General features: G+C 32.5%; 22 protein-coding genes. 7 read left to right on the forward strand and 15 right to left on the reverse strand.

Translation table 11 applies throughout. The features are described from left to right. Nucleotide 1: 1 nt before the first annotated feature. The 11 genes from RM697_RS07400 to mraZ are packed head-to-tail and all read right to left on the reverse strand — an operon-like array spanning nucleotide 2 to nucleotide 12,137. Nucleotides 2-721 carry a cell division protein FtsQ/DivIB gene (locus RM697_RS07400; RefSeq protein WP_311427231.1) on the reverse strand — a complete coding sequence of 240 codons (720 nt, stop codon included), beginning with the start codon at nucleotides 719-721 and terminating at the stop codon, nucleotides 2-4. Further along, entirely contained in the window at nucleotides 711-2,060 is a 1,350-nt protein-coding gene (gene murC, locus RM697_RS07405; protein ID WP_311427232.1) for a UDP-N-acetylmuramate--L-alanine ligase, read from the reverse strand. The genes RM697_RS07400 and murC overlap by 11 nt, the downstream gene beginning before the upstream one ends. Further along, nucleotides 2,061-3,155: an undecaprenyldiphospho-muramoylpentapeptide beta-N-acetylglucosaminyltransferase gene (gene murG / locus RM697_RS07410; RefSeq protein ID WP_311427233.1), complete on the reverse strand. Its 1,095-nt coding sequence runs from the start codon at nucleotides 3,153-3,155 to the stop codon at nucleotides 2,061-2,063. After that, complete coding sequence (locus RM697_RS07415) at nucleotides 3,155-4,348, reverse strand: FtsW/RodA/SpoVE family cell cycle protein (protein ID WP_311427234.1); 1,194 nt, start codon at nucleotides 4,346-4,348, stop codon at nucleotides 3,155-3,157. The genes murG and RM697_RS07415 overlap by 1 nt, the downstream gene beginning before the upstream one ends. Before the next feature lie 16 nt (nucleotides 4,349-4,364). Beyond that, nucleotides 4,365-5,702: a UDP-N-acetylmuramoyl-L-alanine--D-glutamate ligase gene (murD, locus tag RM697_RS07420; protein ID WP_311427235.1), complete on the reverse strand. Its 1,338-nt coding sequence runs from the start codon at nucleotides 5,700-5,702 to the stop codon at nucleotides 4,365-4,367. 45 nt (nucleotides 5,703-5,747) lie between these two features. After that, a complete protein-coding gene (mraY, locus tag RM697_RS07425) occupies nucleotides 5,748-6,989 on the reverse strand; it encodes a phospho-N-acetylmuramoyl-pentapeptide-transferase (RefSeq protein WP_311427236.1) in 1,242 nt (413 codons plus the stop codon). Further along, nucleotides 6,990-8,453 carry a UDP-N-acetylmuramoyl-L-alanyl-D-glutamate--2,6-diaminopimelate ligase gene (locus RM697_RS07430; protein ID WP_311427237.1) on the reverse strand — a complete coding sequence of 488 codons (1,464 nt, stop codon included), beginning with the start codon at nucleotides 8,451-8,453 and terminating at the stop codon, nucleotides 6,990-6,992. It abuts the gene before it with no gap. After that, nucleotides 8,453-10,405, reverse strand: coding sequence for a penicillin-binding protein (locus RM697_RS07435; RefSeq protein ID WP_311427393.1), 1,953 nt, complete (start codon nucleotides 10,403-10,405; stop codon nucleotides 8,453-8,455). Before RM697_RS07435 ends, RM697_RS07430 begins: the two co-directional genes overlap by 1 nt. A 57-nt stretch (nucleotides 10,406-10,462) precedes the next feature. Next, entirely contained in the window at nucleotides 10,463-10,783 is a 321-nt protein-coding gene (locus RM697_RS07440) for an FtsL-like putative cell division protein (RefSeq protein ID WP_311427238.1), read from the reverse strand. Continuing rightward, nucleotides 10,784-11,680 carry a 16S rRNA (cytosine(1402)-N(4))-methyltransferase RsmH gene (gene rsmH / locus RM697_RS07445; RefSeq protein ID WP_311427239.1) on the reverse strand — a complete coding sequence of 299 codons (897 nt, stop codon included), beginning with the start codon at nucleotides 11,678-11,680 and terminating at the stop codon, nucleotides 10,784-10,786. It abuts the gene before it with no gap. After that, nucleotides 11,667-12,137, reverse strand: coding sequence for a division/cell wall cluster transcriptional repressor MraZ (gene mraZ, locus RM697_RS07450; RefSeq protein ID WP_311427240.1), 471 nt, complete (start codon nucleotides 12,135-12,137; stop codon nucleotides 11,667-11,669). Before mraZ ends, rsmH begins: the two co-directional genes overlap by 14 nt. Nucleotides 12,138-12,429: 292 nt before the next feature. Here mraZ and RM697_RS07455 point away from each other — a divergent pair, with 292 nt between their 5' ends. Continuing rightward, complete coding sequence (locus RM697_RS07455; protein ID WP_311427241.1) at nucleotides 12,430-13,194, forward strand: alpha/beta fold hydrolase; 765 nt, start codon at nucleotides 12,430-12,432, stop codon at nucleotides 13,192-13,194. A 15-nt stretch (nucleotides 13,195-13,209) separates the two neighbouring features. Then, on the forward strand, nucleotides 13,210-13,824 hold the full coding sequence (yihA, locus tag RM697_RS07460; protein ID WP_311427242.1) for a ribosome biogenesis GTP-binding protein YihA/YsxC: 615 nt from the start codon (nucleotides 13,210-13,212) through the stop codon (nucleotides 13,822-13,824). Here yihA and RM697_RS07465 read toward each other — a convergent pair. Next, nucleotides 13,821-14,915, reverse strand: a complete 1,095-nt coding sequence (locus RM697_RS07465; RefSeq protein WP_311427243.1) for an ABC transporter permease — start codon at nucleotides 14,913-14,915, stop codon at nucleotides 13,821-13,823. The genes yihA and RM697_RS07465 overlap by 4 nt on opposite strands. 6 nt (nucleotides 14,916-14,921) lie before the next feature. Continuing rightward, nucleotides 14,922-17,078, reverse strand: coding sequence for a carboxy terminal-processing peptidase (locus RM697_RS07470; protein WP_311427394.1), 2,157 nt, complete (start codon nucleotides 17,076-17,078; stop codon nucleotides 14,922-14,924). A gap of 153 nt (nucleotides 17,079-17,231) precedes the next feature. Here RM697_RS07470 and surE point away from each other — a divergent pair, with 153 nt between their 5' ends. Genes surE through RM697_RS07495 form a run of 5 tightly spaced genes read left to right on the forward strand, consistent with a single transcriptional unit; the run spans nucleotide 17,232 to nucleotide 21,958 of the window. Further along, the gene (gene surE / locus RM697_RS07475) at nucleotides 17,232-18,008 is read left to right on the forward strand and encodes a 5'/3'-nucleotidase SurE (RefSeq protein ID WP_311427244.1); all 777 of its coding nucleotides are present in this window, start codon (nucleotides 17,232-17,234) and stop codon (nucleotides 18,006-18,008) included. Continuing rightward, on the forward strand, nucleotides 18,001-18,288 hold the full coding sequence (locus RM697_RS07480) for a hypothetical protein (protein WP_311427245.1): 288 nt from the start codon (nucleotides 18,001-18,003) through the stop codon (nucleotides 18,286-18,288). Before surE ends, RM697_RS07480 begins: the two co-directional genes overlap by 8 nt. After that, nucleotides 18,288-19,400: a lipid-A-disaccharide synthase gene (gene lpxB, locus RM697_RS07485; protein WP_311427246.1), complete on the forward strand. Its 1,113-nt coding sequence runs from the start codon at nucleotides 18,288-18,290 to the stop codon at nucleotides 19,398-19,400. Before RM697_RS07480 ends, lpxB begins: the two co-directional genes overlap by 1 nt. Then, nucleotides 19,397-19,909 carry a C40 family peptidase gene (locus RM697_RS07490; protein ID WP_311427247.1) on the forward strand — a complete coding sequence of 171 codons (513 nt, stop codon included), beginning with the start codon at nucleotides 19,397-19,399 and terminating at the stop codon, nucleotides 19,907-19,909. Before lpxB ends, RM697_RS07490 begins: the two co-directional genes overlap by 4 nt. Before the next feature lie 24 nt (nucleotides 19,910-19,933). Further along, nucleotides 19,934-21,958: a ComEC/Rec2 family competence protein gene (locus tag RM697_RS07495; RefSeq protein ID WP_311427248.1), complete on the forward strand. Its 2,025-nt coding sequence runs from the start codon at nucleotides 19,934-19,936 to the stop codon at nucleotides 21,956-21,958. Here the strand turns inward: RM697_RS07495 and RM697_RS07500 are convergent, their stop codons facing one another. Then, nucleotides 21,959-22,507, reverse strand: a complete 549-nt coding sequence (locus RM697_RS07500; RefSeq protein ID WP_311427249.1) for a thioredoxin family protein — start codon at nucleotides 22,505-22,507, stop codon at nucleotides 21,959-21,961. Between the two features lie 88 nt (nucleotides 22,508-22,595). Further along, complete coding sequence (locus tag RM697_RS07505) at nucleotides 22,596-24,374, reverse strand: peptide MFS transporter (protein ID WP_311427250.1); 1,779 nt, start codon at nucleotides 24,372-24,374, stop codon at nucleotides 22,596-22,598. Between the last annotated feature and the right edge of the window lie 38 nt (nucleotides 24,375-24,412).

Below are 24,412 nucleotides of genomic sequence, written 5' to 3' on the forward strand. Positions count from 1 at the left end.
TTTACTTTTTGGTGCATATAACTTGACTATCGAATTTTAAATTCACAACCCTGTAACTGTCTATAGTTTTATCTTTAATTGCTTTTTTATAAAAAGCTTTTAAATTATTTATTTTTTTATCTAACTGTTTTAAACTACCTAATTGCACTTTAAAATTATTATCTCTTACATAGAGATCTAGTGTGTTGTCAGAGTTTTGATTTATACTTGTTATATGTATTTTTAAAAACTCATCTTCATTAATCTTCTTTGCAATATTATATATGCTTGTAAGATTATTCTTCTCTATATTACCAGTGACTAGAGGAACTCTTGCCGTATAATTAGCAGACAAAGGCATAAAAGAACCTTCATCGTCTATATAATATGACATATTAGTTCTAACTCTTGCAATAGGTCTTTTCTGTTCAATTTCAGCTGTAAGTACACCATCTACTGACATGTGAACTTGTGCTGATTTAATCATAGGGCTAGAATTTAGGGCTGCTTCTAATTGACTCAAATCTATAATATCTTTAGGCTTACCCGTAACGGTCTGTTGATTTTGTATTAACAATTTACTAACAGCCTCATGAGTTATGAATGGTTGGCTTTCTCCGATGAATTTTATGATTGGCTGAACCACCTTCCTATTTGAATTTCTATGTGTTGAAAACGCAAATAAAAAGACTACCAGAAGGACTAGAACAAAGACTTTTATGTAGCTGAAATTAACTCGCATAACATAATGCCTTTTTAATAGATTCAACTTCTTGTCCAATATCTCCTGCGCCTAATGTAATAATGACTTCTGCCTTAGAATTAGTTACTTTATGAATTATAGTATCTTTAGAGATAACCGATTTATTATTATTTTCTACAAAACCTAACAACCACTCTGAAGTAACACCTGGTATTGGTAATTCTCTTGCAGGATATATTGGCAATAAAACAACCTCATTAAATTGCGATAAAGATTTTCCGAAATCATCTACAAAATCTTTTGTTCTACTATATAAATGCGGTTGAAAAATAACCAGTGACTCTTTCTTTGGATACAATTCTTTTATTGTATTGTATATTGCATTAATCTCCTCAGGATGATGTGCATAATCATCAATAAAAACAAGATCTGATGTTTTAATTTGATAAGAGAATCTTCGTTTCACACCTTGATAAGATGCTAAAGCCTTAACGAGCTGCTGGTGAGGGCAACCATACTCAAGAGCCATCGCTAAGGCTATTAAAGCATTCGACAAATTATGTCTACCAGGTAGGTTAAATTCTACATCTTTAATACTAATTTTTGGTGTTTTTACATCAAACACATAAGTCCCATCTGTTATTTTTATATTTGAAATACTATAATCAGAATTATCTTCAATTCCATAGGTTATACCAGTAATAGGCAGACCATTTTTTACAAAAAGTTTACCGCCTGGTTTTATTTGTTTAGTAAAATCTATAAAAGAAAGCTCCAACTTCTTTTTTTCTCCATAAATATCCAAATGGTCTGCATCCATTGAAGTAATACATGCTAAATCTGGAAAGAGTGTTAAAAAGGAACGATCAAACTCATCAGCTTCTACGACTGAGACCTCAGTACCCTTTAAAATGAGATTAGAATTGTAATTTTCACTTATACCTCCAAGAAAGGCTGTAACAGCTACATTAGATTCGTATAACAAATGACCTAGAATACTCGTTGTAGTTGTTTTACCATGAGTACCAGCTACAGCTAAACATGTCGTCGATTTTGTGATTGCTCCAAGGACTTGAGAACGTTTCATAATCTGAAACGCATGTGTTTTAAAATAACTTAATTCATTGTGATCAACAGGAATAGCTGGAGTGTAAATCACTAAGGTCTCTTTTGGGTTTTTAAAGTGATCTGGAATATCACTAATATCGTCATTAAAATGAATTGAAATACCCAAAATTTGTAACGCATCTGTTATTTCAGAGCTTACTCTATCATATCCAGCAACAGTACTACCTTTAGCTACAAAATATCTAGCTAAAGCACTCATACCTATGCCACCAATGCCAATAAAATAGATATTTCGTTTATTTATATTCATTTAGCTTTTTAGTAGTTTTTCGACCTCGTCAGCTATATCTTTTGTAGCATTAACAAGTGCCAATACTTTAATATTTTTACTTAATTCTTCTCTTTTTTCTGATGACTTTATTAAGGTTGTAAAGGTGTCTTCAAACTTTGCTTCTAATTCATTTTCTGTTAACATAAGTGCGGCACCTTTATCTGCTATAGCTTTTGCATTTTTACTCTGATGATCCTCTGCAACATTAGGAGATGGAATGAATAGCACAGGTTTACCAACTACACATAATTCGGAGACTGAACTTGCTCCTGCTCTAGATATAATAATATCAGCAGCAGCATAAGCATTATCCATTTCATTTAAAAAAGCATGAACTTGAACATGGTCTTCCTTGTTATATGTTCTATATAAATCGTAATACAATTTTCCGCATTGCCAAAGTAATTCAATATCATGATTTTGAAAAAAAATGAGTTTTTCTTCAATAAATTGATTAATTCTTGCTGAACCCAAACTTCCACCTAAGACTAGAATAGTGAATTTACCATGTTTTAGTCCAAAGTGGTCTTTTGCACCAACAATTTTATTGTGTACATTAAGCAAACCTTCTCGTATTGGATTTCCTGTTTTTACGAGTTTATCCTCTGGAAAAAAGCGCTCTAAACCATCATAAGCAACACAAATTTTATTCACTTTTTTACCAAGAATTCTATTTGTTATGCCTGGAAAAGAATTCTGCTCTTGTATTAGACTTGGAATATTTTTATTTGCTGCAACTTGTAAAAGTGGACCACTAGCAAATCCTCCTGTTCCTATAACTACATCTGGATTAAAATTTTTAATTATTTTCTTAGATTTTAATAGGCTACTTATTAACTTAAAAGGAAATACTAAGTTTTTTAATGTTAATTTTCGTTGTATTCCTGAAATCCATAGACCTTCAATTGCATAACCAGCTTGTGGTACCTTCTCCATTTCCATTCGATCTTTTGCTCCAACAAAGAGGAATTCAGATTTTGGAAATCGCTTTTTCATTTCATTTGCAATAGCTATTGCAGGATATATATGACCTCCTGTTCCTCCTCCAGATAATATGATTCTATAACTAGACATTAAATTGTTTCACTTAAAATTTCTAACGGATTATCTTCTTGTATTTCTTCCTCTTTAATTTCTTGACGTCTTGCACTTACACTCAGTATAATACCAATTGCTAAACAAGACATCCAAATAGAAGTTCCTCCACTACTAATAAGCGGTAATGTTTGACCAGTAACGGGAAATAACTCTACTGCTACTGCCATATTTATTAATGCTTGAAAAACTATTGGAAGTCCTACACCCAGCACTAATAATTTACCGAAAACTGTATCTGATTTTTGGGATACAATAACCAATCTAAATAGCAACCATGAATACAAAATCAACAGAAAAATTCCGCCAATTAATCCGTATTCTTCAATAATAATAGCAAAGATGAAATCTGAAGACGATTGTGGTAATACATTTTTTTGTCTACTCTTACCTGGTCCTAATCCTTTAATTCCACCTGAAGCTATTGCTATTTTAGCATTTTCTATCTGATAATCAGACTCTGTATCTTCGCCGTTGGCAAAGCTTTCAAACCTACCAATCCATGTATCAACTCTATTAGGCATTGCATCAGGAAATGCTTTTGCAACTAATACAAATAATACTAAAGCGCACAAACCTGAACCTATAATTACGAGCAAATATTTAATTGGGTACCCTCCAATGAATGTAAGCATAATAACCATACAAAACAGAATAGCTGTTGTTGAAAAATTAGCTGGCAAAATTAGTATGAGTACAAAAAATACTGGCAACCATAATGGAAGTATGGTTTCTTTGAATGAGATACTTTTATCTTTTATTTTTGATAAATACCGAGCCACATATACCATTAAAACAACTGATGCTAAGGTTGAGGTTTGGAATGACATGCCTACAAACGGAATTTGAATCCAGCGGCTTGCATTAGCACCACCAATAGTCTTACCTTGAAAAATTGTAAAAGCCAATAACACCAATACTATAGGCATCATGACCATTGATAATCCTCTAAAATACCTGTATGGTACTTTATGGACGCCGTACATAATAGCGAAGCCTAAAAATAAATGCATAAAGTGCTTAACAAAATAACTAAAAGTATTACCTGATCCTCCAGTATATGCCAAATTACTAGCTGCGCTATAAACAGGTAAAAAAGAAAATATAGCTAATAAGGCTGCAATTGCCCAAATTAGTTTATCTCCTTTTAAGTTATTTATAAATGAATGCATTTAAACCGTTTAGTTTTTACAGATTTCTTACTGCATTTTTAAATTGTCTTCCTCTATCTTCATAATTTTCAAAAAGGTCGAAACTTGCACAAGCTGGTGATAGCAAAACACTATCTCCAGAATCTGCAACCTTGTAGGCTATTTTTACAGCCTCAGACATAAATTGAGTTTCAATAATAATATCTACCATATTAGAGAAAGCCTGCATCAGTTTTTCATTATCTACACCAAGACATATGATAGCTTTAACTTTCTCATTTACAAACGGAAATAATTCTTCATAATTATTGCCTTTGTCTTCACCTCCTACTATCCAAACTGTTGGTGCCTCCATACTCTCTAAAGCGTAATATGTTGCATTTACATTGGTAGCCTTTGAGTCATTGATATAGTCTACCTTATTTATTTTTAAAACATGTTCTAAACGATGTTCTACACCTTGAAAATTTTCTAAACTTTCTCTAATGGTCTGCTTACGTATCCGCAATAAATGCGCTACTGTAGAAGCAGCCATAGCATTTTTAATATTGTGTTTCCCCTCTAATGTTATACTTTTTGTTGGCATAGTTATACTGTTGTTATCTATTGTGATTTTTATATTATTATTTTCTAAATACGCTCCATTCTCAATAACTTTTGTTAACGAAAAAGGCAATAATGTGGATTGAACTGGATTTTCCTCTAACCATTTAATAATAACTGCATCGTCAGCATCATAAATGAGGTAATCTTCCGAGGTTTGATTCATGGCAATTCTGAATTTAGATGCGATATAACTTTCAAACTCATAATTATATCTATCTAAATGATCTGGAGTTATATTCAGTATAACGGCAATATTTGGTTTAAACTTTGTTATTCCATCCAACTGAAAACTGCTAACCTCTAAAACGTAGTTTTTTAGTTGCTCATTACAGACAGAGCTTGCGAAACTATCTCCAATATTTCCTGCTAAACCTAAACTTTCTTCACTCTTCAAAAGATGATGAGTTAAGCTAGCAGTTGTTGTTTTACCATTACTTCCTGTAATTGCAATTAGCTTGGCATTGGTAAACCAAGAAGCAAACTCAATTTCAGAAATTACAGGAATCTCAAGCTTTTTTAACTGCTTAACCAGTTCTATTGAGTCTGGAATTCCTGGGCTTTTCATTACCAAATCTGCATTCAATATCCTATCAGAAGAATGCTGTTTTTCTTCCCATTCAATCTCATTATGTATAAGAGCGTTTTTGTATTTGTCTTTTATTGTTCCTTTATCGGAAACAAATACATTGTAACCTTCTTTTTTTCCAAGCAGCGCTGTCCCAATTCCACTTTCTCCTCCTCCTAATATGACTAATCTTATTTTTGTCATTTTCAATGTCATTGAGATTCTTTAATAAAATCAGAACACCAATGTTTATCTAATTTTCAATGTCACTATTGTTAAAATTGCCAAGAGTATTCCAATAATCCAGAATCGTGTTACAATCTTACTTTCGTGATATCCTGATTTTTGATAATGATGGTGTAAGGGCGACATCTTAAAAATCCGTCGTCCTTCACCATACTTCTTTTTGGTATACTTGAAATAGCTCACTTGCATCATCACTGATAAATTTTCAGCTAAGAAAATGCCACAGAGCAATGGTATTAACCATTCTTTTCTAACTGCGATTGCTATTACCGCAATAATTCCTCCAATGGTTAGACTTCCAGTATCTCCCATAAATACTTGAGCTGGATAGGTGTTATACCATAGAAAACCAACTAAAGCACCAACAAAGGCTGCGATATAAATTGTAATCTCTTCTACTTGAGGTATATACATGATGTCTAAGTAGTCTGAGAAAATGATATTACCAGAAACCCAAGCAAAAATCCCAAGAGTTAAAACAATGATAGCAGATGTTCCTGCTGCTAAACCATCTATACCATCGGTTAGATTGGCTCCATTAGACACAGCAGTAATAATAAAAATAGCTGCCAGAATAAAAATAAGCCAAGTGTATTTTTCTAAACTTGGATGAATCCAAGTCACTAAATCTGAGTAATCAAACTCATTTTGTTTTACAAAAGGAATGGTTGTTTTAGTTGATTTTACCTCATCCATAAACAACTTTGAAGGAGCTATATTTGGATTTTCTGCTATTAGAACTTGTTGCTCATTTAATGGTAATTTTTCTTTTATCGTTACATCCTCATGAAAATAAAGCGTTGCACCAACTATAATGCCTAAACCAACCTGACCTAAAACCTTAAATCTACCTTTAAGTCCCTCTTTATCATTTTTAAATTTTTTAATATAGTCATCTATGAATCCTATAGTTCCCATCCATAGTGTCGTCACAATAAGTAGAATAATATAGATGTTCTCTAGCTTGGACATCAAAACCACTGGGATGAGTGTAGCTAGAATAATAATGATTCCTCCCATTGTAGGAGTTCCTGCTTTTTGAGCCTGACCTTCTAAACCTAAATCTCTAATCGTTTCTCCTACCTGTTTCTTTTGTAAAAACTTAATAATACGTTTACCAAAAACTGTAGATATCATTAAAGACAATAAAATTGCAACAGCAGCTCTAAATGTTATGAAACCAAAAAGTGATGCTCCAGGAAACTCAAATTGTTTTTCTAAATATTCAAATAGATAGTACAGCATTTACTTTTGTAATTGTTTTAATAGTTCTTTTACAATTTTGAAATCATCAAAATCAAAACGTTCTCCTTTAATTTCCTGATAAGACTCATGACCTTTTCCTGCAATAAGAATTATGTCTTTTGGATTAGCTAATTGGCAAGCCGTTTTAATAGCTTGCTTTCTATCAACAATAGAGAGTACTTTCTTAAAGTTTATAGGCTCTACGCCTTTCTCTATATCATCAATAATGGTTTGCGGTTTCTCACTCCTTGGATTATCGCTTGTAAATATTACTTTGGTACTTAGCTCGGAAGCAATGTGGCCCATTTTAGGTCTTTTGGATGTGTCTCTATCTCCACCACAACCAATTACTGTGATAAGTTCTTCGTTTTTAGTTCTAATAGAATTAATGGTTTCAAGTACATTTTTCAAGGCATCTGGTGTATGTGCATAATCTACAATTGCAGTAATTCTATCTTCAGAAACTAAATATTGAAAACGTCCACTAACACTTTCCAACTCACTTATTATTCTTAAACTCTCTACTTTTTCTAAACCTAGAAGTTCTGCAGTAGCATAAATTGCTGTTAGGTTATAGGCATTAAAATCGCCAACTAATTTTGACCAAAGTTCACTCTCATTAATTTTTAGTAATAGTCCTCCAAACTGATTTTCTAGAATTTGAGCTCTATAATCTGCATAACCTTTTAAAGCATAGGTGTATTTATTTGCAGCTGTATTTTGAAGCATAAATAATCCATTCTTATCATCAACATTTACCAAGGCAAATGCCTTTGCAGGAAGCTGGTCGAAAAATGCTTTTTTTACATCTCTATATTCGGCAAAGGTGTTATGGTAGTCTAAATGATCGTGAGAGATATTTGTGAAGATGCCACCAATAAAGGTCAATCCTTCTGTACGTTTTTGATGAATACCATGAGAGCTTACTTCCATAAAGCAAAACTCTACACCTTCATCATTCATTTGCTTTAAAAACTTATTTATAGTTACAGAATCTGGAGTAGTATGAGTAGCTAAAAACTCATTATCGTCTACCATTATTTTTACCGTTGAAAGCAAGCCAACTTTAAAGCCAGCTTTCTTAAACATTTGATAAAGTAATGAAGCTACTGTAGTTTTACCGTTTGTCCCTGTAACACCGACTAACTTTAAATTTTCTGAAGGTGAACCGTGAAAATTAGATGCTATATAAGCTAGAGCTGTTGATGTATCTTCAACTTGAACATAAGTAATATTATCTTCTAAACGTGCAGGAAGCACTTCGCAAATAATAGATGTTGCTCCTAATTTTATAGCTTTATCTATGTAATCATGGCCATTAGTTAAAACACCTTTAATAGCTACAAACAAATCATTTGTTTCAACTTTTCTTGAATCAAACTGAATAGTATTTACAGTAGTCGTCGTACTACCAACTACTGCATTTATATTAACCTTATATAATATGTCTTTTAATGTCACCATTAAATTGTCAACTCTATTGTTTGATTCTTTTTAATTCTCACACCCTTAGCAACGGACTGATTTTTCACAACACCAATACCATTAATTTTAACCTTTAAACCCATATTTTCTAACAGTGCTAAAGCATCCATAGTTGGCATTCCTTTTACATTAGGCATTATGGTTTTATACTTTTGAGCAGTGTCATAATACTGCTCGTATTGAGTTTCGGCAGATGAGTTTGCAACATTTAAAGTTTCTACTTCATCTATGAGTGGTGTATCTGTATATATTTTCTGAGCTATTTTTTTGAAGACTGGGCCAGAAACATCTGCTCCATAATAACCTACACTCTTATCAGGCTCATGTATAACAACTATACAGGAGTATTCGGGGTTTTCAGCTGGAAAAAATCCAGCGAAAGATGATATATAATTTAGCTTTTCTTTATCTCTATAATCCTTCTGACAAGTTCCTGTTTTTCCTGCCATAGAAAAATTTTCTGAATATAATCCATGACCAGTACCATGCTTCTTCTCAACTACATTTACAAGCAACTGCTTAAGTTTCTTTACAGTTTCTTTTGAGCAGACTTGTTTATTAATTACTTTTTTATCAAAGGATTCAATTGTTTTATCAAATTCTCGTACCTCTCTTAAAAACAAAGGCCTTACCATTTCTCCTTTATTAGCTATGGCATTATAAAAAGTTAAGGTTTGCAATGGCGTAAAGGAAACACCATATCCATAAGCCATCCATTCTAAAGCAATACCACTCCAACGTTTATTTTTAATTCTTGGATCTGGTATAATAGGTTTTCCTTCTCCAATTATTGGCAAGTCTAACGTTTCATTGAGGTTCATATCATATAACCCGTCAACAAACTTTTTTGGATTATTTGTATAGCTATTATGAATAGCTTTTACAATACCTGTATTCGATGATACTTCTAAAGCTTTAGCTACAGATATTTTTCCATAACCTCCATTTCTTGAATCGCGAACTTTTTTACCATAGTAAGTAAGTATTCCTTTCTCTGTATCAACAACATCGCTGGTATCAATAACCTTATCATCCAAAGCTACTGCCAAAGCCATTAATTTAAAGGTAGAACCAGGCTCGTGACTTTCGCCTACCGCATAATTTAAACGCTCATAATATTTACCTTCCTTGTTTCTGCCTAAGTTAGAGATGGCTCTAATTTCTCCTGTTTTAGTTTCCATAACCACCACACACCCATGGTCCGCTTTGTAAAATTCTAACTGCTCTAATAAGGCGTGATGTGCTATATCTTGTATATTAATATCAATAGTGGTGTAAATGTCATAACCATCTTGAGGCTCAACTTCATTATTATCTCTTATAGGTTTCCACTGACCTTTCCCAATTTTTTGCTTTAAACGATGACCACTTTTACCTCTTAAATACTGCTCGCCAAAAGCACCATCTAAACCAGCTCTAGTAACATTTCCGTCATCATCAAATCGCTCATATCCAATAGAGCGTAATGCAATTTCACCCATTGGATGTTCACGTTTAGTCTTTTGCTCTACTATTAAACCTCCTTTAAAAGCACCAAGACTAAGCATTGGAAAATTCCTAAAGCGTATATAATCAGAATAGCCAAGATTCCTTGCTAGAAGAAAGTATCTGTTCTTATTTTTTCTGGCTTTCTGTATTTCATTTTGATAATAACTTGATGGTTTCCTTGAAAATTTTGAAAGTGAATCACATAATGGCTTTAAGTATTCATTAAATACAATATTTGAAGGTGTTATTGCATCTAATCTTATATCGTATTTAGGTACAGACGTAGCTAGAAGGCTTCCATCTGCTGAATACACATTACCTCTATTTGGCAAAATTTCAACATCTTTAATTGTTCGTTCTTCAGCCAAATCTCTATACTTATCCCCTTGAATAAACTGTATACTCACCAGTTTAAATACCACAGCTAAAACAAAGACAAACATGCAGCCTGCAACAAAATATAATCTATTTAATATGTGCTTATCTTCTATTGCCAATATCTATTTGGATTGAGATTTTACTTTTATTTTTTTTGGAGGAATCAACGATGTTTCAATCCCTTTTAGTTCCATTTTCTTTACCACTGACGATTGCATTTTTAAACCCATTAGTTTTTTTCTGCCCTCAACCATAATAGATCTTAGCTCTTTAACTTCATTATTTAATCGCGCTATTTCATGTACTTTTTTATCTGCACTATGAGAACTAGCAATCATTATTAATGCAAGTATTGAAATAAAAAGAATCATCCTCCAGTTTTTAAATGAGTCGTCACTCACCAAAAACTTCCCTTTTAATATGCTGTAAACATTTTTTTTCAACTATATTTTTTCTGCTACTCGAAGTTTTGCACTTCTTGCTCTATTATTAATTGCAATTTCTTCTGCATTTGGAATTATTAAACCTCCAACTTTTTTTAATGGAACTTCAAAATTTCCAAAAACATCACGTTCTGGTTCTCCTTCAAATAATCCATTTCTAATAAATCGCTTTACCAATCTGTCCTCTAAGGAGTGGTAAGAAATAAAACTTAATCGCCCTCCTTTGATTAATAACTCAGGACACTGCAGTAAGAACTCTTTTAAAACAGCAATTTCCTGATTTACCTCTATCCTAATCGCTTGGTATATCTGAGCTAAAATCTTATTTTCTTTACGTGGTGGCAAAAACCGTTGCAACACTTCTTTTAATTGAACGCTAGTTTTAATATGATTATTTAATCTTGCAGCTGTAATAACTCTTGCCATAGCAGGTGCTTGTCTTAATTCCCCATAATCTTTTAACATACAACGAAGCTGTTCTTCGGTATAATCATTAACAACATGAAAAGCAGACAACGTATCATCTTGATTCATTCTCATATCTAAGTCTGCTTCGAAACGAGTAGAGAAACCTCTTTCAGCCACATCGAATTGATGAGAAGACACTCCAAAATCTGCAAGAATTCCATTAACTTTTTTAAAACCATAAAACTTTAAAAACCGTTTTACGTACCTAAAATTTTCATTAATTAAAATGAACCTCTCATCATTAATAGTATTTAAAAGAGCGTCTTTATCTTGATCAAAAGCAATGAGCTTACCTTTTTCTCCTAGTCGATTTAATATTTCTTTACTATGACCACCACCACCAAAAGTGACATCTACATAAACGCCATCTTCTTTAATATTTAAACCATCAACTGTTTCTTGAAGTAATACTGGGTTATGATACTCCATAGTCCAAATCATCTTGTCCCATTACCTCTTCTGCTAAATCAGCAAAGTCTCCAGTTGCATCATCTATGGCCTTTTCATATAAATTCTTATCCCAAATCTCAATTATACTTACAGCAGAAGCCATGACCACATTTTTTTTGATCTGAGAAAAGGCTATTAAATCCTTTGGAATTAGCAAGCGACCTGCTGCATCTACCTCTACAATTTTAACTCCAGCTGTAAAACGACGAATGAAATCATTGTTCTTTTTCTTGAAGCGGTTAAGCGTATTTACTTTACTCATAACAGCATTCCACTCATCTATTGGATAGAGCTCCAAACATTTCTGAAAAACGGAACGCCTCAGCACAAAACCTTTTTGCAACACGGGAGAGAGCTGTTTCTTTAAACCAGACGGTACAAGGAGCCTTCCCTTAGCATCTGCCTTACATTCGTATGTTCCGATTATTGAGTTCAATTCTTTGACTTTTAAGCACTAACGACTACGATTCAAATATATTGAAAAAAAACCCACATTTACCCACAAATACCCACTTTTGTTGATAAGTTTTCGATGAACGACACCAAACTCTGCTTTTAAATTGTTTTGTTAGTCATCTACATCTTAGTTATCAAGAGTTTAAAAGCTAATTTTATTTTATTCAACAAAGTGTTAATATCTAATTATATAAGTATAATTAAGAGCTGTTCTTAATCATTGTATTATGTAGGATTTAACTATATTTGTTTAAAGAACAGACGACCCGTTTATGGCGTATACTTTAAAAAAAGAAAAGAATTTTAGTTATATAGAAACAGGAGAAGGCACACCAATTATTGTGCTTCATGGATTAATGGGAGGACTAAGTAATTTTGACGGTGTCTCTAAATTTTTCTCCGAAAAAGGGTATAATGTTATTATACCTGAACTACCTATTTATAGCATGTCGCTTTTAAAGACGAACGTAAAAAGTTTTGCTAAGTACCTTCATGATTTTATTGAGTTTAAAGGATTTGAAGAGGTTATTTTACTAGGAAATTCACTTGGAGGACATATTGGCTTGTACCACACTAAGATGTTTCCGGATAAAGTAAAAGGTCTAATTATCACTGGAAGTTCTGGTCTTTATGAAAGTGCAATGGGTGGAGGCTATACCAAACGTAGTGATTATGAAGTTATTAAGAAAAAGGCTCAGGATGTTTTTTATGATCCAAAAGTAGCTACTAAAGAGATTGTTGATGAAGTTTATGCTACAGTAAATGACAGAAACAAACTTATAAAAACATTAGCAATTGCCAAGAGTGCCATACGACACAATATGGCAAAAGATCTTCCTAAAATGCAAACTCCAACATGTATTATTTGGGGAAAACAAGATAACGTAACACCTCCTGAGGTTGCTAAAGAGTTTAATGAATTACTCCCAGATTCTGACTTATTTTGGATAGATAAATGTGGTCATGCTGCCATGATGGAACATCCAGATGAGTTTAATATCATTTTAGAAAATTGGTTGAAAAGCCGCGGATTCTAAATTCAATTTAATATTATGAAAATTAAATCTGCTGAATTTGTAATGAGTAATTCAGATGTTACTAAATGTCCAAATAATGCAATTCCTGAATATGCATTTATTGGCAGAAGTAATGTTGGTAAATCCACTTTAATTAATATGTTAACCAGTCGTAAAAGCTTAGCTAAAACCTCTGGAAGGCCTGGAAAAACGCAACTTATCAACCATTTTATCATAAATAAAAATTGGTATTTGGTAGATTTACCTGGTTATGGTTATGCTAGAGTCTCTAAATCTGAGAAAAAGAAATTTCAGAAATTTATTACTAACTATTTTGAGCAACGAAAACAACTCGTTTCTGCTTTTGTACTGGTTGATATTAGACACGAACCTCAGCCTATTGATTTAGAATTTATTCAGTATTTAGGCGAAAAAGAGATTCCGTTTTCCATAGTGTTTACAAAAGCAGATAAATTAAAACCAAAGGCTATAAATCGTAATGTAAAAGCTTATTCTAATGAACTTTTAAAGACTTGGGAAGAACTACCTCAGCTATTTGTTACATCATCTTCAAAAGCTATTGGTAAAGACGAATTATTAGAATTTATTGACGCAACAAATGAAGAGATTAATACTTTGAGGCAATCTTAGTTTTTCACATCTAACGCATCTCTTAAAGCATTACCTATTAGCATAAATGCCATCACTAAAATCATTATACAAAGACCAGGAATTATTGCCAAATAAGGCTTTCCAAGGATAATATAGTTGTAATGATCTTTGATCATTGCTCCCCAACTTGCCATAGGTGGTTGTGCTCCTATTCCTAAAAAACTCAATCCACTTTCTATTAATATGGCTGCAGCAAAATTAGCTGCCGAAATCACAATAACTGGTGCCATAATATTGGGCAATATGTGACCCGAAATAATCCTAAAATCTTTAAAACCTAATGCTCTTGCCGCAGTAACATACTGCATTTCTTTTACACTTAATACTTGACCTCTTACGACTCTAGCTACTTCAACCCACATCGTTAAGCCAACAGCTATAAAAACTTGCCAAAATCCTTTTCCTAAAGCTAGTGTTATTGCAATGACTAATAACAGTGTTGGTATAGACCACGTTACATTAATGAGCCACATAATTGCAGCATCAATTTTCCCACCATAATAGCCTGCTATACTTCCTAAAGTTACACCTATAATTAATGAGATGAAAACAGCTACAAATCCTATAAAAAAAGAAATTCTAGAGCCTATCAAAATTCTACTCAGATAATCTCTACCATACTTATCTGTTCCGAAAATGAAGCGTCTACTTTTAATGTATTTCTTATAATTAGCATTGGGGAAAACATCTAATGAAATTATTTTTTCTTCACCTACTATGCCATCAGAACTATACAATACATATTTCATTTCACGATCCTTAACCTCAAAATCTGAAATAGGTATTTCTGTATCTAAATTTTCTTTTCCAAAAAAAAGAGATGATAAAAAATTTTGTTCTGTATTTTCATTAGAAGGTATTGTAAGCATTAAGACTTCAAAACCTGGTTTTTGAGAATGTATAGACAAATGCATTTGATTTGCATTTGAAGAATCATCTGGACTTATCACATAAGCAAACACTGCAATTAATCCTATACATACAATAACCCAAAAACTGAAAACGCCCCAGAAATTCTTTTTAAATCTCTGGAGCGCTAATTGAGTTAATGATTGACTCTTTATACTCATTAAGTTTTAGTTTTTAACTGCAACTTTAGTTTTCTTTATCTGATAAGATAATTTTAAATCATTTAAAACATTTAGAGCTTCTTCTATATAAACATCTCTACTTAAACTCTCATGCCATCGTTTACGCTTCTCAGCCAATATAGAATCTTCTTCCATTAATTTTAGCTCATATGGTAAGGATTTAAAAGTAAGATTGGTTTGGTAATCTCCAATCATATCGAATCGTTTGGCTTCTTCTTCATTACGTTTCATTTCAGTTCTATAGGAATCATAATTTAAAGAGTAAAGCTCTCTATCTCTAATCTTTTTAATCCATCGTGCATTAGCATCTATAAGTTTTAACTGCTCATTGTTAGCCATACGTGTTCTACTTTTTTCTATAGTAGATTCATAATCATAGTAATTTTCCCAAACGCTATAATTGGCAGCATCAATTTCATCCCACGATAATGGGTTTTCCTGATCTTTCTCACCAATATCTATGTAACTGTAACGATCAGGAACAATAACATCACTCTTAACGCCTTCTAACTGAACCGATCCACCATTAATTCTGTAATATTTTTGAATGGTGAATTTTAGAGCTCCCATATCGCCATTAGTATTATTTCTAACCATTCTGTTTAGATCAAAAATAGTTTGTACAGTTCCTTTCCCATAAGTTTGTTTACTACCTATTACAATACCTCTTTTATAATCTTGTATCGCAGCAGCCAAAATTTCTGACGCAGAAGCAGATAATTCATTAACCAGAATCACTAAAGGACCATCCCAAATAATAGACTGATCTGTATCATTTAGCACTTCTTTTGGTTCACCTGTTGTTTTTACTTGAACAACTGGACCATCTTTTATAAATAAACCTACTAAATCCACTACGATCTGTAGTGATCCTCCTCCATTATTACGCAAGTCTAAAACCAGCCCTTCCATGCCTTCAGCTTTGAGCCTTTCTACTTCTTTTTTTACATCAGTAGCTGCATTACGTTTATTATAATCTTCAAAGTTTACATAGAATTTAGGTAAATCAATAACACCAAATGTTTTACCTTCTTTCTCTACCTTTGAGGATTTAGCATAAGTTTCTTCAATTTCTACTATATCTCTTGTAATTGAAATATCTTCAATAGTACCATCAGTTCGTTTAAGAGTTAAAATAACTTTTGTTCCTTTTGGGCCTTTTATAAGTTTAATAGCATCATCTAAACGCATACCAACAATAGAAACAGCTGTTTCTTCATCTTCTTGCCTTACTTTTACGATTTGGTCACCAACTTCTAATTCGTTAGCTCTCCAAGCAGGACCACCACTAATAATTTCGTTAACCATTATGGCATCCATTTTTTTCTGAAGTCTTGCACCTATGCCTTCAAAATTCCCAGACATAGCAACATCAAAACGTTCTTTATCCTCTGGAGCTAGGTAAAACGTATGTGGATCAAATTCCTGAACTACTGCGTTAATATAAACTGCAAACCAATCTTTTCGTTGTCTGTCGTCTATGAAACTGTAAAGCTCATCCAAAGATTTTAATGTTTTTTCTCTAGCCTCTTTTTCAAGTTGTTCGTCAGATTTTTCATCAGTAGAAGGTAATTCTTCATTCTCAGAAGAAAACTCACCAGATAACAACATATCTAATTGCTCAATAGCATCGTCATAATTAGCAATTGTAGAAAATTTAAGCTGATTTCTCCATCGTTCTTTAAGCTCTTTTTTGTTTTTTACAAAAGGTAATGCCTTATAGTCTGTGGAAAATGTTTCGTCTTTAGTAAAATCAAAAGGCGATTCAAGAATATCTTTGTAAAACGCCTTAGACTCTTCAATACGCTTTACTAACCTCTCGTGTGTAATATTAAAAAATGTTATATCGTAAGACTTTAGTTGGTCGTCTATCTGATCTTTGTAAGCTTCAAACTCTTTAATATCAGACTCGTAAAAGTAACGTTTAAAAGGATCTAATTGTTCTATATAGCCTTCAAATACATTTTTTGAAAACTCATCATCAACATTCTTAGGATCAAAATGTCCTTCTTCAATAACATAAGTAATTAACTGAATTAGTAACTTATCTTTATCAGGATCATTAAACTTTTTTGAGGTAAAGCTGCATGAGGCAAATGCTAATAGCAACGCAAGCAATAAAAACCTATAATTCCTTCTCATTATTCTCATAAATTGCATGGTATATTTTTCACTAAAATAAAAGAAAAAACCGTGCCAATAAAAAACCGTGCTACTAATTTTTTGTTAAACCTACTATAGTAAGAGATTACAATGTATTTTATGTATTTTTGAACTGAAAAAAAGCAGTATTATATGTCTAAAAGACCCTTAATTTTAGTCACAAATGATGATGGTATTACAGCACCTGGAGTTAGAGCTTTAATAGAGGTTGTAAAACCTTTAGGAGATGTTGTGGTGGTTGCTCCAGATAGTCCTCAAAGTGGAATGGGACACGCTATTACGATCAATTCTACATTATTTGTTGAAAAAATATCTGAAGAAGGTTCTGAAATAGAAGAATATAGTTGCTCCGGAACTCCTGCTGATTGTGTCAAATTAGCTATTAATGAGATATTGAATCGAAGACCAGATCTTTGTGTTTCAGGTATTAATCATGGTTCCAACGCTTCTATAAATGTTATCTATTCTGGAACAATGAGTGCTGCTATTGAAGCTGGTATTGAAGGTATACCTGCTATTGGGTTTTCACTTTTAGATTATAATTGGTCAGCAGACTTTACTAGTGCAAAGTACTTTGCAAGAAAAATTGTTGAGAATGCCATTAATGAAGGTATTCCTGATGATGTCATTCTTAATGTGAATTTTCCGAATCTTCCTGAAAAAGACATTAAAGGGATAAAAATTTGTAGACAAGCAAGAGCCAATTGGAAGGAAGAATTTGATAAGCGTCAAAATCCCATGGGGAAAGATTATTATTGGTTAACAGGTAAATTTGTAAATATGGACAAAGGGCAAGACACAGATATATATGCGTTACAAAACGGATATGTTTCAGTAGTACCTGTTCAGTTTGATCTTACTGCACATCACTGTATACAACAATTAAACAGTTGGAATCTCAATGATTAGAAAGGAAGTTTTTAAAGGCATGTTTGTTGGCTTAATTGCTACTATTTTTGGACTTGTATTTGCTATGGAAATTTTTGGATCATCCGATAATTACGCTGTCGTTATTGAACAAGCCATTGCCAAAGGGTTCTTAGGAAAACTCATCAGTATTGGCGCCATTTTAAATCTTGGTGCTTTCTTTATTTTCATTAAAAAGAAACAAGATCATAGAGCAAAAGGTGTTCTTATTATGACAATAATAGTTATGCTAACTACATTTGCTATTAAATTTTTAAGCTAATGAAGTACTACATCATTGCTGGCGAAGCCTCCGGAGATTTACATGGTTCTAATCTTATGAAAGCTCTTTTAAAACATGATAAAAGAGCAGAAATACGATTTTGGGGAGGCGACCTTATGCAGCATGTTGGTGGAATCTTAGTAATGCATTATAAAGAACGTCAGTTTATGGGTTTTGCTGAAGTAATTTTCAATCTCAGAAAAATCTTAGGACTCATTTCGTTCTGTAAAAAAGATATTGAAACTTTTAAGCCAGATGTGATTATTTTTATTGACAACTCAGGTTTTAATCTCAGAATAGCCAAATGGGCTAAAGCGCAAAACTTTAAAACACATTATTATATTTCTCCTCAAGTTTGGGCATCTAGAGCTGGTAGAGTTGAAAAAATAAAGCGCGATGTTGATGCCATGTATTGTATTTTACCGTTTGAAAAGGAATTTTACAAAAAATACAACTACGATGTTCATTTCGTTGGTCATCCTCTCATTGATGCCATTGCAGATAGAAACCCTGTAAAAGAGTCTGAGTTTAGAAAAACACATAGTCTAGGAAATAAACCAATTATTACTTTATTACCAGGAAGTAGAAAGCAAGAAATCACTAAAATGCTTGGTGTAATGCTTAGTTTAGTTGATGATTTTACAGATTACCAGTTTGTTATCGCAGGAGCACCAAGCCAAGATTATGAATTTTATAAAAAATTTATAAAACAAGATAATATTAGCTTTATATCTAATAAAACTTACGATCTTTTAAATATATCTTATGCTGCTTTGGTAACTTCTGGCACAGCTACTTTAGAGACTGCTTTATTTAAAGTACCACAAGTAGTTTGTTACAAAGCCAATGCCATTTCTTATGAGATAGCTAAGCGTATTATTACCCTAAAATTTATTTCATTGGTTAATCTTATTATGGATGGTAAAGTCGTTGCCGAACTTATCCAAGGTGACCTAAATACTAAACGTCTCAAAAAAGAGCTTCATGCCATATTAGATCCTAAAAAAAGGGAACAATTATTTATAGATTATTTTGAATTAGAGCAAAAACTAGGCGGAAAAGGAGCTAGTGACACCACAGCAAAATTAATTGTTAAAGCTATCTCATCTTGAAAACTTTTATTCAAGTTTTAATTATTCTATTCTGCTTCTTCAGCTGTGGTTCTTCAAAACGTGCCTCTGAGCGCAAAACCGTTTCAACAAAAACTGAACGAAGTACATCATCAATAAAACCCAATGCTAAGACAACAGCGATCATAAATACAGCTGAAGATTTTAAAGGTGTGCGTTACAAGTATGGAGGTACTACAAAACGAGGTATGGATTGTTCTGGCCTACTATATGTTGCCTTTAGAGAGCATGGTGTTTCTATACCTAGAGTATCTTCAGATATGGCAAAACAAGGGGATTGGATAGACATTAAAGCCATAAAACCTGGAGATCTAGTATTCTTTGCTACTAAAAAAAATAGCAGACGCATTAACCATGTAGGATTAGTTACTAATGTTCGTGGAGACGATATACAGTTTATTCATTCAACAACAAGCAAAGGTGTTATTACCTCATCCATAAAAGAGCGGTATTGGTATTTAGCATACGTGCAGGCAAGACGTTTGTTATAAGTCTAATTTTTAGTAACTTACATTATGAAGTTACTAGATTTTCCTATTATAAAATTAACTTGCTGTATCCTTTTTGGAATTCTTATTGCATGTTATATAACAATTCCTACTGTAACTTCAGCAATCTTAGCTCTAATAGGATTTTTAACTATCCTTTTTGGGTACTTATTTAAGTCCTTAGGAAGATCGTATTGGTTTGGAATTTGTGTTTTTATTACTGGCATTAGTATTGGCATTCTTACTTATAATCTTCATGATCAAAAACGTTGGAAAGCTCATTATAACAATATTGGCATCAACCAAAATGATGTTAGTTTAATTACTTTCAAAATAACAAAACGGTTAAAACCATCTCATTTTCATAATAAGTACGAAGCTAAAATTCTAAAGATTAATAATGAAAAAGTCGTTGGTAAAATCTTAGTTAATATCTCTAAAGACTCTACAGAAAGCTACTTATATGTTGATGAAGCCTATGTCATAAATTCGAAATTAAGTACTATTTCTGGACCAAAAAATCCGTTTCAGTTCAACTATTCAGATTACTTAAAAAAACGGCATATTTATGCGCAACTTTTTACCACTTCTGAGCAGCTAGTAAAACTAAAATCAATACGTACCTCAGTACATGCTTATGCAGAAGGTTTGAGAAATAAAATCATACATAATCTTAAAAACAGTCGCTTATCAGAAGATGAGCTTTCTATTATACAAGCCCTTTTACTTGGGCAGCGACAAGATATTTCAAAAGATATTTATGATGACTATGCAAAAGCTGGTGTGATTCATATCCTTGCTGTTTCAGGATTACATGTTGGAATTATAATGTTGATTCTTCAATTTTTATTCAAACCACTTCATCGGATTAAATATGGGAGATATATTGCTCTAATTTGCATTACTATATTTCTGTGGAGCTTTGCTGTTATTGCTGGTTTATCACCTTCAGTATGCAGAGCAGTAACTATGTTTACGATTGTAGCTTTTGCGCTAAATATAAAACGGTTCACCAATATTTATAATACACTGGCAATCTCAGCCTTTGTCTTGTTACTATGGAATCCTATGTTTGTTTTTGATGTTGGTTTTCAACTAAGCTACATCGCTGTTATTGCTATAGTAAGTATTCAACCATTACTTTTTAAGTTATGGATCCCAAAATGGGTTATTCCAAGAAAACTATGGGAAGTCTTTACTGTTACAACAGCAGCTCAGTTAGGTGTTCTACCTTTAAGTCTATTTTATTTCCATCAATTTCCAGGATTATTTTTCTTATCTAATTTAGTAATCATTCCATTTTTAGGTATACTGCTTGGAACAGGATTAGTAATAATTCTACTCGCTTATTTTAATGTATTACCAGATTTAATATCAGAGGTTTTTGGTACTGCTATATATTTGCTTAACACATTTATAGCTTGGGTTTCCGAACGAGAATCTTTTTTATTTACAGAAATATCTTTTGGTATTCTGCAAGTTATGGCCTGTTACGTACTCTTAAGATTGTTATACAAATATTACATAAATAAGACCTATAAGAATCTACGTTATGCTCTTTTTGCTGTGGTTCTATTACAGCTGTCTTTTATCTATTATACTTGGCAAAGAAACGACGATTTATTAATTGTATTTAATAAGAATAGAGCAAGTTTACTTGGTGTTCAAAACAACTCTAAACTAGATCTATATAGTAATTTGGAGAGTCTACAAAATGATTATATCTTATCAAATTACAAGATAGGAAACAGGATAAGAGAGATCACTTCAAAGCCTTTAAAATCCGTTTTTAAATACAAAGACAAAACAATCTTAATTATTGACAGCTTAGCAGTTTATAATGTAAGCTCTTTTAAACCTGATGTTATTTTGCTAACTAACTCTCCAAAATTAAATTTGAATCGATTACTAGATTCTTTAAAACCTCAACATGTTATTGCTGATGCTAGTAATTATAAATCTTATGTAGAACGCTGGAAAGTAACTTGTGAAAACAAAAAAACCCCTTTCCATAGTACTTATGAAAAGGGAGCATTTATGTTATCTGAATGATTAACCCTTAAACGTTGGTTTAAACGCTGTATAATAGGTATTAAAATCTTCTTGAGATTTCATGTTTTTGTAATCATCATCTTTAAAAAGTTTCAAATATAACTCTAACTGTTGCGGCTTTTGATAGCCTCTTAATGGTGTTATAAAGTTAGACTCTTCATCTAAAAATACAATGGTCGGAAAAGCCTGAACCTTAAATGCTCTTGCTAGCTCATGTGTAGCGTTTCGCCTTTGAGCTTTTGCAGGATCATAACCAGGATTAGAGAAGGTTTTACCTTGATAATTTATAGTAGAGTTTCCTTGCGCATTAAACTTTACTGCATAATAATTTTTGTTGACAAAATCTGCCACATCCTGATTTTGAAATGTGTTTTTATCTAACATTTTACAAGGTCCACACCAAACAGTATAAACATCTATCATTATCTTTTTGGGTGACTTTTTTTGAAGCTCTAAAGCCTCTTCTAAAGATACCCAATTAATCTTGTCTTGTGCTGAACTAATTGTTGAATATCCAACAACTAGTAGTAATAGTATTAATTTCTTCATAACTCGATTTGTTGCAATTTCTATTCCGAACTTACAAAAAATGCATCTTTACAGATGCATTTTGCGTTTATTTTAACGTTTTACTCGATTATCGTACACCATGCATGAGTTTTTTGAGTGTAGGGTTCAGTACCATTGATACAAATCCTATGGCAACAGAAACAAGTGTGAAAATTAAAAAGAAAGTACTTAAAGAGTACTGCTCAGTAATTTTATCTATCATGCCTCCCATAGTACCTGCTGCTTTTTGACCAATAGCAATAGCTAAATACCAAATACCAAACATAAAACCAATCATACGACCAGGAACTAATTTACTGAGGTAAGATAATCCAACTGGTGAAATACATAATTCTCCCATAGTATGAAACAAATAAGCAAGAATTAAAAATATCATACTTACAGATGCGGTTTTAGCGCCTTGAGGAATTCCCATTGTACCAAATACTAAAATACCAAAACCAAGACCTAACAATACCATTCCGATACCATATTTCATGGCTGCACTTGGATTATATTTACTTTCCCACCACTTAGAAAAGAATGGTGCTAACGTAATGATAAAGAACGAATTTAAAATACCAAACCAAGAAGCAGGAACTTCAGTTGCCTCTTTACTAAACTCACGATTCAATTTGTAGTATACTATATACCATAAGAAAACAAAGGATAAAGCAAGAATAATATTGGAGTACGGGATTTTTGAATATGTTTTTTTGAATAATAAATAGAGCACCCAAGTTATTATTGCTAAAGGTCCAACAGTTAAAACTAAATCTATAATCTTGAATATCATTGCTGAATTTCCTGTTAAAGCTCTCTCTGTGTAGTCCCTTGCAAAAAGGGTCATAGACCCTAAAGATTGTTCAAAAGCAGCAAAAAAGAATACTGTAAATATCCCAAATACAGATACTGCGATAATTTTGTCTCGAACAATCTTAGTATATCGTGATATTCTGGTAATTATTAAATACAAAAACATAGCTAAACTAGCGAGTATTGTAACATTAGAACCATCCATATCTCCTAGGCTAAAATCAAGCAGATTGATGTTTCCAATAGCAGACATAGGACCATTAAATAAGTATAACAATCCACCCAAGGATGATAATACTATTAAAGCTTTATCAATACTTGTAAATGGGTTTAATTTTTCTTCTGAATCAACACTTTCAGAAGGAGAATCTTCATTTATATTTTGTGGTAATTCAACTTCATGAACTTTTGAAGGTCGTTCACCAATTTGCCCAAATAAATCTTTGGCTAACCAAAACTGAATTAAACCTAATAACATAAAAATACCAGCTAAACCAAAACCATAGCTCCAACCTATATTTTCTGCTAAATAACCACAAAGCATCATTCCGAAAAAGGCACCAGCATTTACTCCCATATAATAAATCGTATACGCACCATCCTTTTTAGATTCTTTGCCTTTATACATTTCAGAAATCATAGAGGTCATATTTGGCTTAAAAAAACCAGTACCAATAATTAACAATGCTAATCCTAAATATAGAGACCAAGGAGTTTCAACAACCATTGCTGCATGACCTAACATCATGATAAAACACCCAATAATTACTGCCCACTTATAACCTGTATACTTATCTGCTAGCCATCCTCCAAGAATTGGAGTCAGATATAACAAAGCACCATAGGTACCAATTAATTCTAAAGCATGTTGACGTGGCCATTCCCAACCTGGATTGTCACTAATTATTGGTGCTGTTAAAAATAGTATCAATAATATTCGCATTCCATAAAATGAAAAACGTTCCCACATTTCAGTAAAAAATATCACAAACAAGCCAGCAGGATGACCAATAACCTTGTCTTTAAATAAATTTTCAATATCTGTACTCATAATAGTTAGTTTAGTTATAAGGAAAAACCCTCAATAAA

Source organism: Microcosmobacter mediterraneus, assembly GCF_031846265.1.
Classification (GTDB): Bacteria; Bacteroidota; Bacteroidia; order Flavobacteriales; family Flavobacteriaceae; genus Microcosmobacter; species Microcosmobacter mediterraneus.